Annotated in this window: 12 protein-coding genes and 1 tRNA gene; 8 read left to right on the top strand and 5 right to left on the bottom strand. The window is 44.2% G+C overall.

Annotated elements, in window-relative coordinates; translation table 11 throughout:
• Positions 1 to 45 precede the first annotated feature (45 nt).
• Both ACFSKO_RS01745 and ACFSKO_RS01740 read left to right on the top strand, forming a co-directional pair.
• Positions 46 to 120, top strand: a tRNA-Gln gene (locus ACFSKO_RS01745).
• Positions 121 to 372: 252 nt separating this feature from the next.
• Positions 373 to 1,056 carry a nitroreductase family protein gene (locus ACFSKO_RS01740; protein WP_380247766.1) on the top strand — a complete coding sequence of 228 codons (684 nt, stop codon included), beginning with the start codon at positions 373 to 375 and terminating at the stop codon, positions 1,054 to 1,056.
• Between the two features lie 27 nt (positions 1,057 to 1,083).
• Here the strand turns inward: ACFSKO_RS01740 and ACFSKO_RS01735 are convergent, their stop codons facing one another.
• Positions 1,084 to 1,866 (bottom strand): GNAT family N-acetyltransferase, encoded by a 783-nt coding sequence (locus tag ACFSKO_RS01735; RefSeq protein WP_380247764.1) that lies wholly within the window; start codon positions 1,864 to 1,866, stop codon positions 1,084 to 1,086.
• A gap of 198 nt (positions 1,867 to 2,064) precedes the next feature.
• Here ACFSKO_RS01735 and ACFSKO_RS01730 point away from each other — a divergent pair, with 198 nt between their 5' ends.
• The 5 genes from ACFSKO_RS01730 (at position 2,065) to ACFSKO_RS01710 (ending at position 8,957) form a co-directional block, all read left to right on the top strand.
• Positions 2,065 to 2,955: a fused MFS/spermidine synthase gene (locus ACFSKO_RS01730; protein ID WP_380247761.1), complete on the top strand. Its 891-nt coding sequence runs from the start codon at positions 2,065 to 2,067 to the stop codon at positions 2,953 to 2,955.
• Between the two features lie 72 nt (positions 2,956 to 3,027).
• The gene (locus tag ACFSKO_RS01725; protein ID WP_380247758.1) at positions 3,028 to 3,465 is read left to right on the top strand and encodes a YaiI/YqxD family protein; all 438 of its coding nucleotides are present in this window, start codon (positions 3,028 to 3,030) and stop codon (positions 3,463 to 3,465) included.
• Positions 3,466 to 3,604: 139 nt separating this feature from the next.
• The gene (locus ACFSKO_RS01720) at positions 3,605 to 5,413 is read left to right on the top strand and encodes a sensor histidine kinase (protein WP_380247756.1); all 1,809 of its coding nucleotides are present in this window, start codon (positions 3,605 to 3,607) and stop codon (positions 5,411 to 5,413) included.
• A gap of 293 nt (positions 5,414 to 5,706) precedes the next feature.
• Positions 5,707 to 6,732: a TAXI family TRAP transporter solute-binding subunit gene (locus tag ACFSKO_RS01715; RefSeq protein ID WP_380247754.1), complete on the top strand. Its 1,026-nt coding sequence runs from the start codon at positions 5,707 to 5,709 to the stop codon at positions 6,730 to 6,732.
• A 110-nt stretch (positions 6,733 to 6,842) separates the two neighbouring features.
• A complete protein-coding gene (locus ACFSKO_RS01710) occupies positions 6,843 to 8,957 on the top strand; it encodes a TRAP transporter permease (protein WP_380247752.1) in 2,115 nt (704 codons plus the stop codon).
• Positions 8,958 to 9,031: 74 nt separating this feature from the next.
• Here ACFSKO_RS01710 and ACFSKO_RS01705 read toward each other — a convergent pair whose 3' ends face one another.
• On the bottom strand, positions 9,032 to 9,694 hold the full coding sequence (locus ACFSKO_RS01705) for a hypothetical protein (protein ID WP_380247749.1): 663 nt from the start codon (positions 9,692 to 9,694) through the stop codon (positions 9,032 to 9,034).
• Between the two features lie 228 nt (positions 9,695 to 9,922).
• On the opposite strand from ACFSKO_RS01705, the gene ACFSKO_RS01700 reads away from it, so the two are divergent.
• A complete protein-coding gene (locus ACFSKO_RS01700) occupies positions 9,923 to 11,062 on the top strand; it encodes a DNA alkylation repair protein (protein WP_380247747.1) in 1,140 nt (379 codons plus the stop codon).
• Between the two features lie 225 nt (positions 11,063 to 11,287).
• Here ACFSKO_RS01700 and ACFSKO_RS01695 read toward each other — a convergent pair whose 3' ends face one another.
• From ACFSKO_RS01695 to ACFSKO_RS01685, 3 genes are all read right to left on the bottom strand, one after another.
• Complete coding sequence (locus ACFSKO_RS01695; protein WP_380247744.1) at positions 11,288 to 11,797, bottom strand: copper chaperone PCu(A)C; 510 nt, start codon at positions 11,795 to 11,797, stop codon at positions 11,288 to 11,290.
• 75 nt (positions 11,798 to 11,872) lie between these two features.
• Positions 11,873 to 12,307 (bottom strand): hypothetical protein, encoded by a 435-nt coding sequence (locus tag ACFSKO_RS01690; protein WP_380247742.1) that lies wholly within the window; start codon positions 12,305 to 12,307, stop codon positions 11,873 to 11,875.
• A 35-nt stretch (positions 12,308 to 12,342) separates the two neighbouring features.
• A complete protein-coding gene (locus ACFSKO_RS01685) occupies positions 12,343 to 13,017 on the bottom strand; it encodes a tetratricopeptide repeat protein (RefSeq protein WP_380247740.1) in 675 nt (224 codons plus the stop codon).

The following is a 13,017-nucleotide window of genomic DNA, read 5'->3' as shown; positions in this document are numbered from 1 at the left end:
CATTGACTTCCTCGGATCTGACGCTATTTTCTGACCCACAATTGATGGGACGTCGCCAAGTGGTAAGGCACCGCTTTTTGGTAGCGGCATTCGCAGGTTCGAATCCTGCCGTCCCAGCCAAAGTAAAAGACTCCTTCGGGGGTCTTTTTCTTTTTCTACTTCAATATTTTTTTGAGATCTCTTCTCCTTACCTTGTTGAGCCCGCTTTAATGACATCGCCTTATTGATGTCATTTTTTACCTAATTGTGTTAGTCTTTTTTTCAAAAATCAGTTGTTGCTGTTATTCTGCGGAGCCAATTCAGGCACCTAATCTACACGCGACCTTTAACTCTACTAATTGTGAAATAAAGCCATCAGGGAAAAGCTAAACAATGTTTGCGGATTATAAAGTCGTTCCATTTTCAGGTTTGCCTAATTATTCACCGACTGAAATGGAAAATCGTAGTAATGAATTTTTAAAACTTATGCAGGGACGTCGTACAATTCGAGATTTTTCTTCTAAACCTGTGGCGCGAGGAATTATTGAAAATGCTGTTCGATCAGCTGGACTAGCGCCCTCAGGGGCAAATCGACAGCCATGGCACTTTGTTATTGTCAGTAATCCCGTACTGAAGCGTAAAATTCGTGAAGCTGCAGAGGCTGAAGAACAAGAGTTTTATGCCGGGAAGGCAGGAGAGCAATGGTTGAAAGATTTGAGCTCTCTGGGGACGGACTCAAATAAACCGTTTCTTGAAATTGCTCCTTATCTTATTGTGGTGTTTCAGCAAAACTATGATGTTGATCAAGAAACTGGCGAAAAGATTAAACATTACTACATACAAGAATCTGTAGGGTTGGCGAGTGGGTTTCTGATTACAGCGTTGCATAACGCGGGTCTAGGTACCTTGACCCACACACCTAGCCCGATGGGCTTCTTGAGGGATATTCTCGGCAGACCAAAGCATGAAAAACCAGTCATGATTATTGTTGCAGGGCATCCCGCAGAAGATGCCTCAGTTCCTGAAGAAGCTATGAATAAAAAAGATCTGAATGTAATCACCAGTTGGTTTGAGTAATCAGATACTTTGATTGCAAAGCGTGGTTCAAAGAGTACCCTTGGAAAGGGCGTCTTGCGTTAGCTTAGATAAACTGGTTTTTTGTTTGCCTTTGGCATCAAAATTATCTGGTGAAAGCCAAGCTTCAAAGGCTTCTTCAATAGCAGGCCATTCACTGTTGATAATGGAAAACCAAGCAGTATCACGGTTTCTGCCTTTATTTATATCGGCCTGTCTAAACGTTCCTTCGTAGGTGAAACCGAGGCGTTTGGCTGCTGCTTTAGAGCCTTCGTTCAGAGCATTGCATTTCCATTCGTAACGGCGGTAACCAAGTTCGGTGAAAACACGACGCATCATAAGATACATTGCTTCGGTCGCTATGATAGTTTGCTGTAGGGCGGGGGAGAAGTTTATATGGCCTACTTCAATTGATCCGGCTGTTGGGCTAACTCTCAAATAGCTGGCGACGCCCAGTGCTTTATTCGTTGCTTTATCCAAAATAGCGTAAAAGAGAGGATCAGCTTTTCTCTGATATTTTGATACCCAAGCTTTGTAGTCAGTTAAATTTGAGTAGGGACCATAAGATAAATATCCCCAAATTTGTCCTGTCATATCAAGTTTGTTTGCTTCGAACAGGTCTTGGGCGTGTTTTTCGGTGTCCAAAATTTCAAGGCGTGTGGCAATCCCTTCCATTTTGGTTAAAGGTGGAAGAAGGCGTTCGCTCCAATTATTTACCGGGGCACCAATAGGTTGGCCATTTTCGTTTATATGCATGATGAAAACCTGTATGACAGAGTGAGAAGGTATTAAGTCATAAATTGGTTCTGTCATTAAGGGCCAATTCCGTATATCTCAAAGAGCCGATTCTCAGTGGGATTCTCAGTGAGTATCGAATCACAGTTTGTCGACTGGTGTGGGACCTGATTTTTCGTGCGTTAAGTCTTATGCTATTCGTGGTTTAATTGTGTAGTGCATTGGAATTTAGTATAAATAGTTGCCGAGCAACTTAGATTTGAAGGATATGTCATCGTGCACAACAAAATAGATTTCACGACATGGTGGCATGAGGATCCTGGTGCGATAGGGTTTACCCACGCGATGAAAATGGACCTGCTGCATAGCGAACAAAGCCCTTTTCAAAAAATTGAAATTTTTGACCACAAGGATTTTGGCCGGGTCTTGGTGCTGGATGATCTTATTCAAGCTTCAGAAGCCGATGAATTTATATACCATGAGATGGCCGTTCACGTACCGCTTTTGGGGAGAAAGCGTGAAAATATTCGAGCGTTGATTGTTGGCGGTGGTGATGGGGGATTACTGCGCGAACTTTTAGCCCATGATAACATTGAAAAGATTGTCATGGCTGAAATTGACCGGCGCGTGATCGAGCTAAGTAATGAATATTTAAAGATCAACGGAGATTACGACGATCCGCGGGTCGAATTAGTTTGTGACGACGCGGCACGCTACGTCATTGAAGCTCTGGGGCGAAACGAGCAATTCGATCTGATCTTTATGGATATAACGGAACCTGTTGGCCCGTCCGCGAGCCTCTTTACAGAGGAATTCTTGGATAATCTGGTTGCGATATTAAAAGATGACGGCGTTTGCATTGATTCTGACAGTATCTTTATTGGGAAGGACCGGATCAGGTTCCTGCAAGAGGCATCGAGTGAAGAAGAACATAGTTTACTTGAAATTATGCGTAGCGGACGTTTCTTCCCACACTTGGACGTTTACCGCTCTATTGTACCGATGTACCCAGGTGCTGAATTCGGTTTCTTCCTTTATACCAAAGACGGGCATAGCTACGCTGAACCTCATAAGGAGTATGATGGCAAGCATTATAACGCTGCTGTTCATAAAGGAGCCTTTGCTCTACCTAACTGGTGGAAAAATGAACTGGGTTTTGGTAAATAGAAGGCCGCGATAAACAGAATTGAGTGGTTCGTTTCGAGCCTCGACTTTGTTTTGTTGTGAGAAGTGATGGTAATGGAAATTTATGTTGATGGCGATGCTTGCCCTGTAAAGGACGAGGTTATTAAAGTCGCTGAGCGTCATGAGTTGCAAATCCACATGGTAAGCAATACCTGGCTTCGATATGGGCGACACCCCTTGGTGAACGCAGTTGTAGTGCCGGAAGAACCTGATGCAGCAGATGATTGGATTGCTGAACATATTAAAGCTGGAGATATTGCAATTACAGCGGATATTCCTTTAGCGTCTCGTTGTGTCGGTGAAGGTGCTAAGGTGTTGGATCCCAAGGGAAAGATCTTTACAGAGGATAGCATGGGCATGACATTGGCTGTGCGTGATCTTATGACTAACTTAAGGGAAACGGGCGATGTTAAGAGCTATTCGCCTGCTTTTAGTAAGCAAGATCGCTCCCGGTTTCTTTCTTCACTGGATCAGCTTATTTGTAAAAAGTAACTAAGTTTCTCAGCTCCTTGGTCTAATTCTTGAAATACTGAGTTCGAAGAATAGAACAAATCAGTGTCACCCCAAATTTTCTGACAGCTAAAAAATACTCTGGTAATGTTAGAGTACCAAAAACATCGTGTGTATATTTATGTCTTTGCTGCCACGAAAAATATCATGGAAAACCTTTACTCTTTGGCTGGCGTGTCTCGGTGTTGGTCTGACCTTTGTGTCAGGAGTCGTGCAGTGGGTGGGCATTGATTCTGCCCGTGATCTATCAAAGGTAGGTTTTGACCGTCTATCTTTATATCATGGGACACTACATTCAGCGCTTGAGAAGCATCGTTATCTTCCTTTTGTTCTCTCTAGAGATGAAGAGATCAGAGAACTTCTGAGTACAAAAGATGGTCGAGGAGGTTTGATACTATCTGTTAATCGTTCTTTGAACGCGACTAATCAGAAAGCTGAATCTGATGTGCTCTACGTGCTCAATAGTGAAGGCACAACCTTAGCAGCATCGAACTGGTCAGAAGAACGCTCTTTTGTTGGACATAATTATGCTTTCCGACCCTATTACAAAGATGCAATCGAAGGGAAAGAAGTCGGTTTTTTTGCAGTTGGTGCGACCACCGGCGTCCCTGGTTTTTTTATGTCGCACGCTGTTGTTAATGAGGCGGATGTCAGTGGAGTAATTGTTGCCAAGGTTGATCTTCGGCCTCTGCAACAGCAATGGCGCGACGGCGGAGAACACGTTATCGTCACAGATCAAAACGGGGTGATTTTTTTATCAAGCCGGGACAAATGGCGATATAGGACGGTGTCGCCAATTAGCGAAACCTCAATGGCAAAAATTAGGACAAATCGACAATTTGCAGGAGCTGGCCTAGCGCCGCTTGAACTGAAAAAGTTAACAATTTTTGGCCAAGACGTTTTCGAAATTGATGGCGAGCGTTTTCTTGTTCTTACCAGGGATGCAGGTAAGCCCGGATGGTCTATGCATTTTCTCATACCTTTCAAATTTATTCGCGAAAAACAACAGACCTCCTTGTTGATTGGGATGGTGCTCCTGGTACTCTTTCTTATGGGAGGGCTTTTCATTCGTGAGCGGCGGCAAAAATTAAGATCCGCACAGCGGGCACGTGAAGCTGATCGCTTTCAGGCGATTAACGAAATGTTGCAAATTGAGATTGATGAACGAAAACGTACTGAGGAAGAATTATTGAAAACTCAGGCAGATTTGGTCCAAACTGGTAAACTGGCCGCGCTGGGTCAGATGTCCACGGCTATCGCACATGAGATTAATCAACCGATGGCAGCAATACGAACATTTACCGCAAGTGCGCGATTATTATTAGGTAAAGGCAAGCCGGAGCAAGTGGGGCAATCCCTAGAAGAAATTTCTTTTCTTACGGAACGAATGGCAAAAATTACCGGAGAGCTCAAAACATTTGCACGAAAGGCACCGGTTGAATATCAGATGGTTGACTTACGGGAAGCTTTAGGACGAGCCATTACTCTGATGCAGACAGTATGCGAGCAAGATGGTGTGATCGTGGAGCTACGGGACCTGGGAGATTCTGTCCCTGTTCGCGGTGATATTGTTAGATTAGAGCAAGTGTTTGTGAATCTTATACGAAACGCTGCTGATGCCATGCATGACTATAATGAAAAAAGAATCTTGGTAACGCTTCGAAACATTAATGACCATGTCATTATTCTTTTTGAAGATAGTGGTACGGGAATAGAACCTGGAATTATTGCTCAGTTGTTTGATCCTTTTTTTACAACAAAAGATGTTGGTAAAGGGGTGGGCTTGGGATTGTCAATTTCATATGGAATTGTAAAAGATTTTGGTGGAAATATTCGTGCCGAAAATCTTGATGATGGAGGGGCGAGGTTTGTCGTCGAGTTTCCATGTGCCACCTCTCTTAAGCATCAACGGCTCAAGTACACGGTTTGACGGTTTTATTCAAAGAGTAGCAATTAGGTGACTTTCTCGGCGGATTACCGCCGATTAAATCGAAGTTAATCGGCGATTAATTGCTTGATGATTTTTTGAAATTTATAAAAGTCGTTATTTTTCAATTAGTTGTTTCTTCTTTGTCGTGGCACATTCTTTGCCCTACTATTGATAGGAATATTACGAACCTCAAATTTTAAAATGGGGATACGATTGCACTGATATTTTACTTATTCAGATGTATTCAATTCGAGTTGTAGAATTAAACAAAAAAATGCCTTAGGGAGGCTTTGATGAAAATGTTAAACGCAATTAAGGGTGTTGCAGCAGTTGCAACAATTTGTGGTACCCTAACAACGGGTGTTGTCGCACACGCGGCTGAAGCACGTGATTACCTAATGGCCACAGCAAGTACAGGTGGTACTTACTATCCTGTAGGTGTGGCGATTTCGACTTTGGTTAAAGTAAAGTTACAGCCAAAACAGAAAATTGGCCTCTCTGCGATTAACTCTGCGGGATCAGGCGAAAACGTTAAGCTTCTTCGGGAAAATGAAGTTCAGTTTGCAATCCTTCAAGGTCTTTATGGCTACTATGCCTGGAACGGAAAAGGCCCTGTTGAAAAAGATGGTCCTCAAACAAAGATGCGCTCTGTTTCCATGTTATGGCAGAATGTAGAGCAGTTTACTGTTTTATCTGAGTTCGCAAAAACCGGTACAGTTTCTGATTTAGTCGATATGAAAGGTCAAAGTATGGCCTTGGGGAAGAAGAATTCGGGTACTATTGGTTCGAACTCCGTTCTTCTTAAAAACCTGGGGATTGATGCTGCCACAGATTATAGCTTAGTTCACGTTGGATATGGCCCATCTGCTGATGCGCTTCAAAATGGTCAAATTGCTGGTATGGGGACACCTTCTGGTCCACCAACAGGTGCTGTAACAAAAGCAATGGCAGCAATGGGCGACAAGATCACTCTATTGAATTTCACTGCTGAACAGGCAAAGCAGGCAGATGGTGGGTTGGGTCTTTGGACTCCCTTCACAATTGCAGCGGGAACTTACCCTGGTCAGGAAAAGGATGTAACGACAATTGCGCAACCTAACTTCCTCGCAGTGGGTGCAGACGTTGATGAAGATGCAGTTTATCAGATCACAAAAACGATCTATGAAAACCTTCCGTTCCTAAATGCGATCCACAAAGCAACTAAAGCCATGAGCACAGACGCTGCTCTTGCTGGTTTGCCAGTGCCATTGCACCCAGGTGCTGTGCGTTACTACAAAGAAATCGGTATGGAAATTCCTGCAAATTTGATTGCAAAATAATTTCATAAAATTATTTTGTTTCAATGCTTTATCGGGCGTCTGATCTTTCGGACGCCCGTTCTGTAAGTGCACCGTTCTATCGGTCGATACTGCTTTCTCTCGGGGAAATTATGTCACAACAAACGAGTACGCCAGAAGTTGAGTTGGGTGAACACGAAGCCATTGTGCGAGGTGATGGTGGGTGGATTGGGAAGGCTGTCTTTGGCCTTGGCGTCCTGATCTCCTTAATGCACATCTATTTTAACGTATTTGCTGTTATTCCGGGCCTTTGGCAAAACGCTCTGCACTTTGCTGGCTTTGTCCTTATGGGCGCACTTATTTATCCGATGTTTGGGAACGGTAAAAACAAACTTCTCATAGGTGTCGATATTTTCATTGGGTTGTTGGGGGCTTTTGCTGCGCTCTATATGATCTCCATGGAAGACGCTATATATGCCCGTGGCGTGCGGTTAGATACAACTGAATGGATATTAGGGACAATCCTTTTACTCATGGCCATTGAGTTTACCCGTCGGACTACAGGATGGATTATTCCAGTTCTTATTATCCTTGCCTTGACCTATATCGGCTGGTGGGGTGCGCTTATAGACGGCGTCTTTAAGTTTAAAGGCTTGCATACTGAAACCATTTTGTTCCGAAGTGTTTTTGGTGATGATGCCCTTTTTGGGAACATTGCTAGAATTTCCTCAACATTTGTTTTCATGTTTATTCTTTTTGGTGCGTTTCTGGTTCGCTCTGGGGCAGGTGAGTTTATCATAGATCTTGCACGCGTCGTTGCTGGCCGTAGTGTCGGTGCGCCCGGTCTGGTTGCTGTTTTCGCTTCTGGGTTAACGGGTACAATTTCAGGATCAGCCGTTGCGAATACCGCATCGACTGGTGTTATTACCATTCCGTTGATGAAGAAGGCAGGGTTCCCCGCTCGTTTTGCTGGGGGAGTTGAAGCCGCGGCCTCTACCGGGGGGCAGCTTATGCCTCCGATTATGGGGGCGGGCGCCTTTGTGATGGCGAACTACACTCAAATTCCCTACACCACAATTATCGCCGTGTCATTTTTACCAGCCATACTTTATTTTGCTACCGTCGCATTTTTTGTTCGCATGGAAGCGAAACGAAGTAATGTCCATGTGGTTGAGGGTGAAATTGAAACCGCGAAGGAAGTACTCAAACGTGGGGGGCTTCCTTTTCTTCTACCTATTACCTTGTTGATTGCATTGCTTACGATTGGCTATACACCAACTTATGCAGCCGGATTTGCGATCATTGGTGTCATTGTAGCGTCTTGGTTAACGCCGAATAAAATGGGTATCCGAGCTGTCTTGGAAGCGTTGGCGCTGGGTGCACGAAACATGGTCATGACAGGTATTTTACTATGCGCTGTCGGGTTAATTGTGAATGTTATTACCACGGCTGGTATTGGAAGCACTTTCTCTTTGATGATTACCAGTTGGTCCGGTGATAGTTTGATTATCGCGATGGTTCTTATTGGATTGGCGTCGCTTGTCCTTGGTATGGGGCTTCCGGTGACAGCGTCCTACATCGTTCTTGGAACACTTTCTGCGCCAGCTCTGTTCGCTCTGATTGCTGACGGTATGTTAGTTGATATCATTGCTTCAGGAGCTTTGAGTGACGAAGCCAAGGCGATCTTTATGCTCGCTGCTCCTGAGCGGTTGGCCGAGATAGGGTTGCCAATGTCAACAGATGCGGCAAGAGGAATCCTCGCGTTGGTGCCTGTAGATATGTCAGGCACATTACGTGAGATGGTGCTGGATGAAGACACAAAACTCTATGCGTTGCTTTCTGCACACATGATTATTTTTTGGCTCTCTCAAGATAGTAATGTAACCCCGCCACTTTGTTTGACTGCTTTTGCCGCAGCTGCGATTGCGAAATCTCCACCTATGGCAACGGGAGTACAAGCCTGGAAAGTCGCCAAGGGACTGTATATTGTGCCACTTCTATTTGCCTACACCCCTTTCCTTGGTGGAGAATGGTATGAAGTCTTGCAGATTTTTGGTTTTTCTTTCGTTGGCCTTTACGCCGTCACGGGAAGTTTGCAAGGATATCTTGAGGAAAAATTGAATTGGCTCGAACGCGGCTTTGTTCTTGTAATGGGGGCGGTGTTATTATGGCCAATTGGGTTGGAAATTCATTTGGCTGCTCTTGGAATTTTTGTACTTTTCTTTTTCTGGAATAAGAAAGAAGCACCAGAGCTTATTGCTTCCTAATAGTTATACTCACTTCTGAATAAAGGCCGGAGGAGACTTTCTTCCGGTCTTTATTGTATCTGTGGTATCGGAGATTAGAGGCCTTTATTCTTCATGATGATTGCCATTTGTTCAGCGGCAATATTGAGACCACCTTCGTGATGGTACCAGACTATTCTACCGTCTTTGTTGAGGTCTTCTCCGATAAAGAAGGCTTCCGTGAGTAGTTTTAACTCTTGCACCTGATCTGCGGCAGAGGCTGCATCTTTGGCCTTTAATATCAGTTTTGCCAGGTCTATCGCGTGTTTTGTTCGTTTGGCTGTGTTGCGTCCGACAGAGGAAACCATGATTCCTGAGACCCTGATTACATCCGTCGCGCCATCGGTTTCGCTTGCGAGTTCGGCGTGGGTTGCGACACCTTGGGCTGCTTTGTGTAACCCATAACCTCTTCCGGGGCCATTTGGTTCTAATGAGCTATCTAAAGCATGGAGTACGTGATGGGCGTGGAGCTGCATTGAGCTTAAGTCATCAAGGTTTGAGGCGGCGTAACCTGCGTGGGTTTTAGCTACCTCAGCTTCTGCCAACGCGATCGGTAACAAACCTTGTTCATCAGGTGTGTCGTTCCAATGTGCCATGATGTGACCGATGTGTGTCTGAGCATCGTTTGCCGTCGCCGGAGCGGAGATCGTTGATAAAACAATACCGAGGGCGAACCCAAAAGCGCATAAAGAAGGTTGCAAGGTGGGCGTTGCGTTCATGGAGTTTCCAATCAAGAGCGTAATTTAATAATTTTAACTCATGGTATCGATTTTGATCGAATTGTGGGGAAACGATCTATCAAAAGACTGTGATAACGGCTTTTATCTATTGGTACATAAGAATTGATTGAGATGAATCCCCTCTAGCATAATCCTACTGACACAATGCTGTCAGGAGTAACGGGGTAGAAGAAGATTATCATAAACTTATAGTGACACTGAACCATAATGGAACCATTCAAAGAAGTTTTTAATCTCTCTTCAATTACAGCCATGGCAAATCATTTATGTAGGAGGCAAGGAGATTTCGATAGGGAAGGTTTTATTGCATTTGCTACAGAAGGTCTTGCCGAGCTTGAACTTAAACAGCGCTCAGATCAGATTACAACAGCCTTGTATCGCTATCTTCCAAATGATTTTTGCTGTGCCGCGGAGATTTTGCTTGAAACGCTTCAACCTGAGGAAAATGTATCAATTAGTGATCAAGCGACCACCGACACAGGTGTCGCCGGGTGGTTGGTGATGCCGATGTGTGATTATGTCGCTCGGTATGGCCAGGAGTATTTTTCCCTCTCTATGGAATTGCTCAAAGAAATGACCAAAAGATCGAGTTCAGAGTTTGCTATTCGGCATTTTTTGATTTCTTCTCAAAAAGAAACTCTTAGTGAGGTTCTCTTATGGGCAGAGGATGATAACTATCATGTTCGTCGTTTGGCATCAGAAGGCACCAGACCAAGGCTGCCTTGGGCGATGCAGTTACCAGATTTTATATCAAATCCAGTGCCCTTAATTCCTTTATTGGAAAAGTTACGTGATGATCCTGAGGAATATGTGCGGCGTTCGGTGGCGAACAACTTGAATGACATCGCAAAGGATCATCCTGATTTGGTTGCGGATATAGCACATAAATGGATGAAAGGAGCTTCGAAAGAGCGGCAAAAACTAATACGCCATGCTTGTCGAAGCTTAATTAAGTCTGGTCATCAGGGGTGTTTATCTGCGTTGGGATATAAAGAAGCAAAGGTTCATCTTGAAAGCTTCAAAGTACTTACATTGGTTGTGATTTACGGGCAGGTCCTTGAATTCGAAGTGTCCATGAATTCTCATGAGAGAGGCGATCAGGATCTGATTTTAGACTTTGTTATTCATCATAAAAAAGCTAACGGCAGCACGACCCCGAAAGTCTTTAAGTGGAAAACATTTAAATTGTCGGCAGGGGAAAACCATAAAGCGGCGAAAAAACACGCGATGAAACCGATAACAACACGTAAATATTATCCGGGGTTACACAAGGTTGAGCTCGTCGCCAATGGTAAATCCTTAGGGATTAGGGATTTTGAACTCGTGATGGAACCGTCCAGCGTATAATTTATTATTTAGTGATAGATTGGAAAGTAGACATCTTGTGTTCTGCGGCCAACTATTTTTGCTGTTGAATTCATCATTTCTTCAATTTCTTCTACAAGCTTTAATCTAATAGTAGGTGACGTTATTGCGAAGTCTTTGACGGGAAATGACATAAAAGCCAGTTGAGACATACAACTGGCTTTTATGGAAGGTCTCTTTACTTAAAGATCACGTAAGTGTTTCGCTCTAGTGAGCGGTGTGGTCTGTCTTCGCGCCGTCTTTTGATTCTCCGGCCATTGGCTTCATTGCGCCGCCTTTTTGAACATGGACCATAATGTCTACAGAGCCGGATTTTTCAAAAGTAAGAGTCAAAGGGAACATTTCACCTTCTTTTAGCGGGGTGGATAATCCCATCATCATGATGTGAAAACTACCAGGTTTCAGTTCAACCATAGTTCCTGCCTTTACAGGAATACCACCTTCGACCTGTCGCATTTTCATGACACCATCAATCATCGTATGTGAGTGTAGCTCTATCCGTTTTGCAGCATCACCTGTGGCTGAGATCAAGGTGTCATCTTCGCTTCCCATATTGTGAAGAGATAGGAAGGAAGCACCATTTTTCATTTGGCCGAGGGTTGCACGTGCCCAAGGTTTTTGAACGGTAATGTCACCGGCTTTCTTGTCGTCTGCAGAAGCAAGAGAAGTCAAAGACAGGCAGATGATAGCTGCAAGGGCTGTAAATAGTTTCTTCATGATAACCTCGAAGTGTGGCCCAGACGCAATTGCGCTCTGGTTATTTGATTAATGTGTTCGTGAATTTAGGGGAGCTTAAGCTACTGGAGGCGCTCTTGATGCGGGAAGAGAATAGCCTTTGATGATTACGTTGTTCTGCTCTGTAATGTGCCAGAACTGGAGTTGGTTCAGTAAGAACGAAGCTTCCGCTTGAAACGTTGTATCATCAAGAGAAATAAAGCCGCCTGTAATGCAGTGGTCACAATGGCCTAGAAAGGCGTTTGGAGTACTATTGTTCGTCCCCTCGGCCAATAAGATCCCGGTTGGTGTACAAATAAACTGGAGTGCCGCAACGAGTTCTTGTGCACTCTCAGTTGCAGTATTGTAATGTTGAGTCTGGGCCGAAGCTGTATGTGATATAAAAAAGGCTGTAATAAAGGGAAGCAGAGTTTTTAAGCAAACGGCAGCAATTGAAAGAACAGCTAAGCTGCATCGATCGTGATTTGACTTGTATGAAATGCTCTTGTGCATATAGAGCTCAAGTGTTGCTAAAAAGTATCTTTTGCTTAGCGCTTTGGTAGAGTTTTGGCAAGCTCATCGCCCGATTGAATTTGTATTTCTGTCATCTTTGCGCGCAATTGTCGCATGTCTTGAGTACTGTAGGTGTTACCCTGTTCAGAGGCGACCTTGAACCAAGCATAGGCCCTTATTGTATTGGCGGTGACACCGCGGCCTTTTTCATAGAGACGGCCAAGATTACGTTGGGCAATAGGGTGTCCTTGTTGGGCTGCTTTTTCATACCAAATAGCAGCCTTACTATAATCCGTTTTTTGACCTAAGCCGTTCTTAAGCATACTGGCGAAACTGTTTTGTGCAGCTGGGTCTCCAGCCTCGGCTGCAAGTTCGAGCCAGTGAGAGGCCAATTGCAAGTCCTGCTTAACGCCAATACCGTCAGCGAAATATAGACCGATAAAACTTTGAGCTTTTACATTGCCTTGTTTTGCTGCTTGAAGATACCAGTATGCCGATTGTTTATAATCTAATGGCTTCCCTTGCCCTTCGCGATAAATATGTCCCATGTAAAGCTGCGCAACGGAATTACCCTGTTTAGCAAGTGGAAACAGTTCTGAGGTAGCAATTTTATATTCGCCATTCTTATACGCTTCCAGTCCAACTGATGTGTCGGCTTGGGCGTGAAAGCTAAAGGATAAGTAAAAAAGAACTAGGACTAAGCGAAACAT

Origin of the sequence: Kiloniella antarctica (assembly GCF_042682825.1) — a bacterium.
Taxonomy (GTDB): Bacteria; Pseudomonadota; Alphaproteobacteria; order Kiloniellales; family Kiloniellaceae; genus Kiloniella; species Kiloniella antarctica.
This window is presented reverse-complemented; position numbering and strand designations above follow the sequence as displayed.

What these genes read in the sequence shown, in the direction of transcription:
- ACFSKO_RS01705 (WP_380247749.1), bottom strand. Translation starts at nt 9,694, where the DNA reads ATGAACGCAACGCCCACCTTGCAACCTTCTTTATGCGCTTTTGGGTTC.
- ACFSKO_RS01700 (WP_380247747.1), top strand. Translation starts at nt 9,923, where the DNA reads ATGGAACCATTCAAAGAAGTTTTTAATCTCTCTTCAATTACAGCCATG.
- ACFSKO_RS01690 (WP_380247742.1), bottom strand. Translation starts at nt 12,307, where the DNA reads ATGCACAAGAGCATTTCATACAAGTCAAATCACGATCGATGCAGCTTA.
- ACFSKO_RS01695 (WP_380247744.1), bottom strand. Translation starts at nt 11,797, where the DNA reads ATGAAGAAACTATTTACAGCCCTTGCAGCTATCATCTGCCTGTCTTTG.
- ACFSKO_RS01720 (WP_380247756.1), top strand. Translation starts at nt 3,605, where the DNA reads ATGTCTTTGCTGCCACGAAAAATATCATGGAAAACCTTTACTCTTTGG.
- ACFSKO_RS01735 (WP_380247764.1), bottom strand. Translation starts at nt 1,866, where the DNA reads ATGACAGAACCAATTTATGACTTAATACCTTCTCACTCTGTCATACAG.
- ACFSKO_RS01740 (WP_380247766.1), top strand. Translation starts at nt 373, where the DNA reads ATGTTTGCGGATTATAAAGTCGTTCCATTTTCAGGTTTGCCTAATTAT.
- ACFSKO_RS01710 (WP_380247752.1), top strand. Translation starts at nt 6,843, where the DNA reads ATGTCACAACAAACGAGTACGCCAGAAGTTGAGTTGGGTGAACACGAA.
- ACFSKO_RS01715 (WP_380247754.1), top strand. Translation starts at nt 5,707, where the DNA reads ATGAAAATGTTAAACGCAATTAAGGGTGTTGCAGCAGTTGCAACAATT.
- ACFSKO_RS01725 (WP_380247758.1), top strand. Translation starts at nt 3,028, where the DNA reads ATGGAAATTTATGTTGATGGCGATGCTTGCCCTGTAAAGGACGAGGTT.
- ACFSKO_RS01685 (WP_380247740.1), bottom strand. Translation starts at nt 13,017, where the DNA reads ATGTTTCGCTTAGTCCTAGTTCTTTTTTACTTATCCTTTAGCTTTCAC.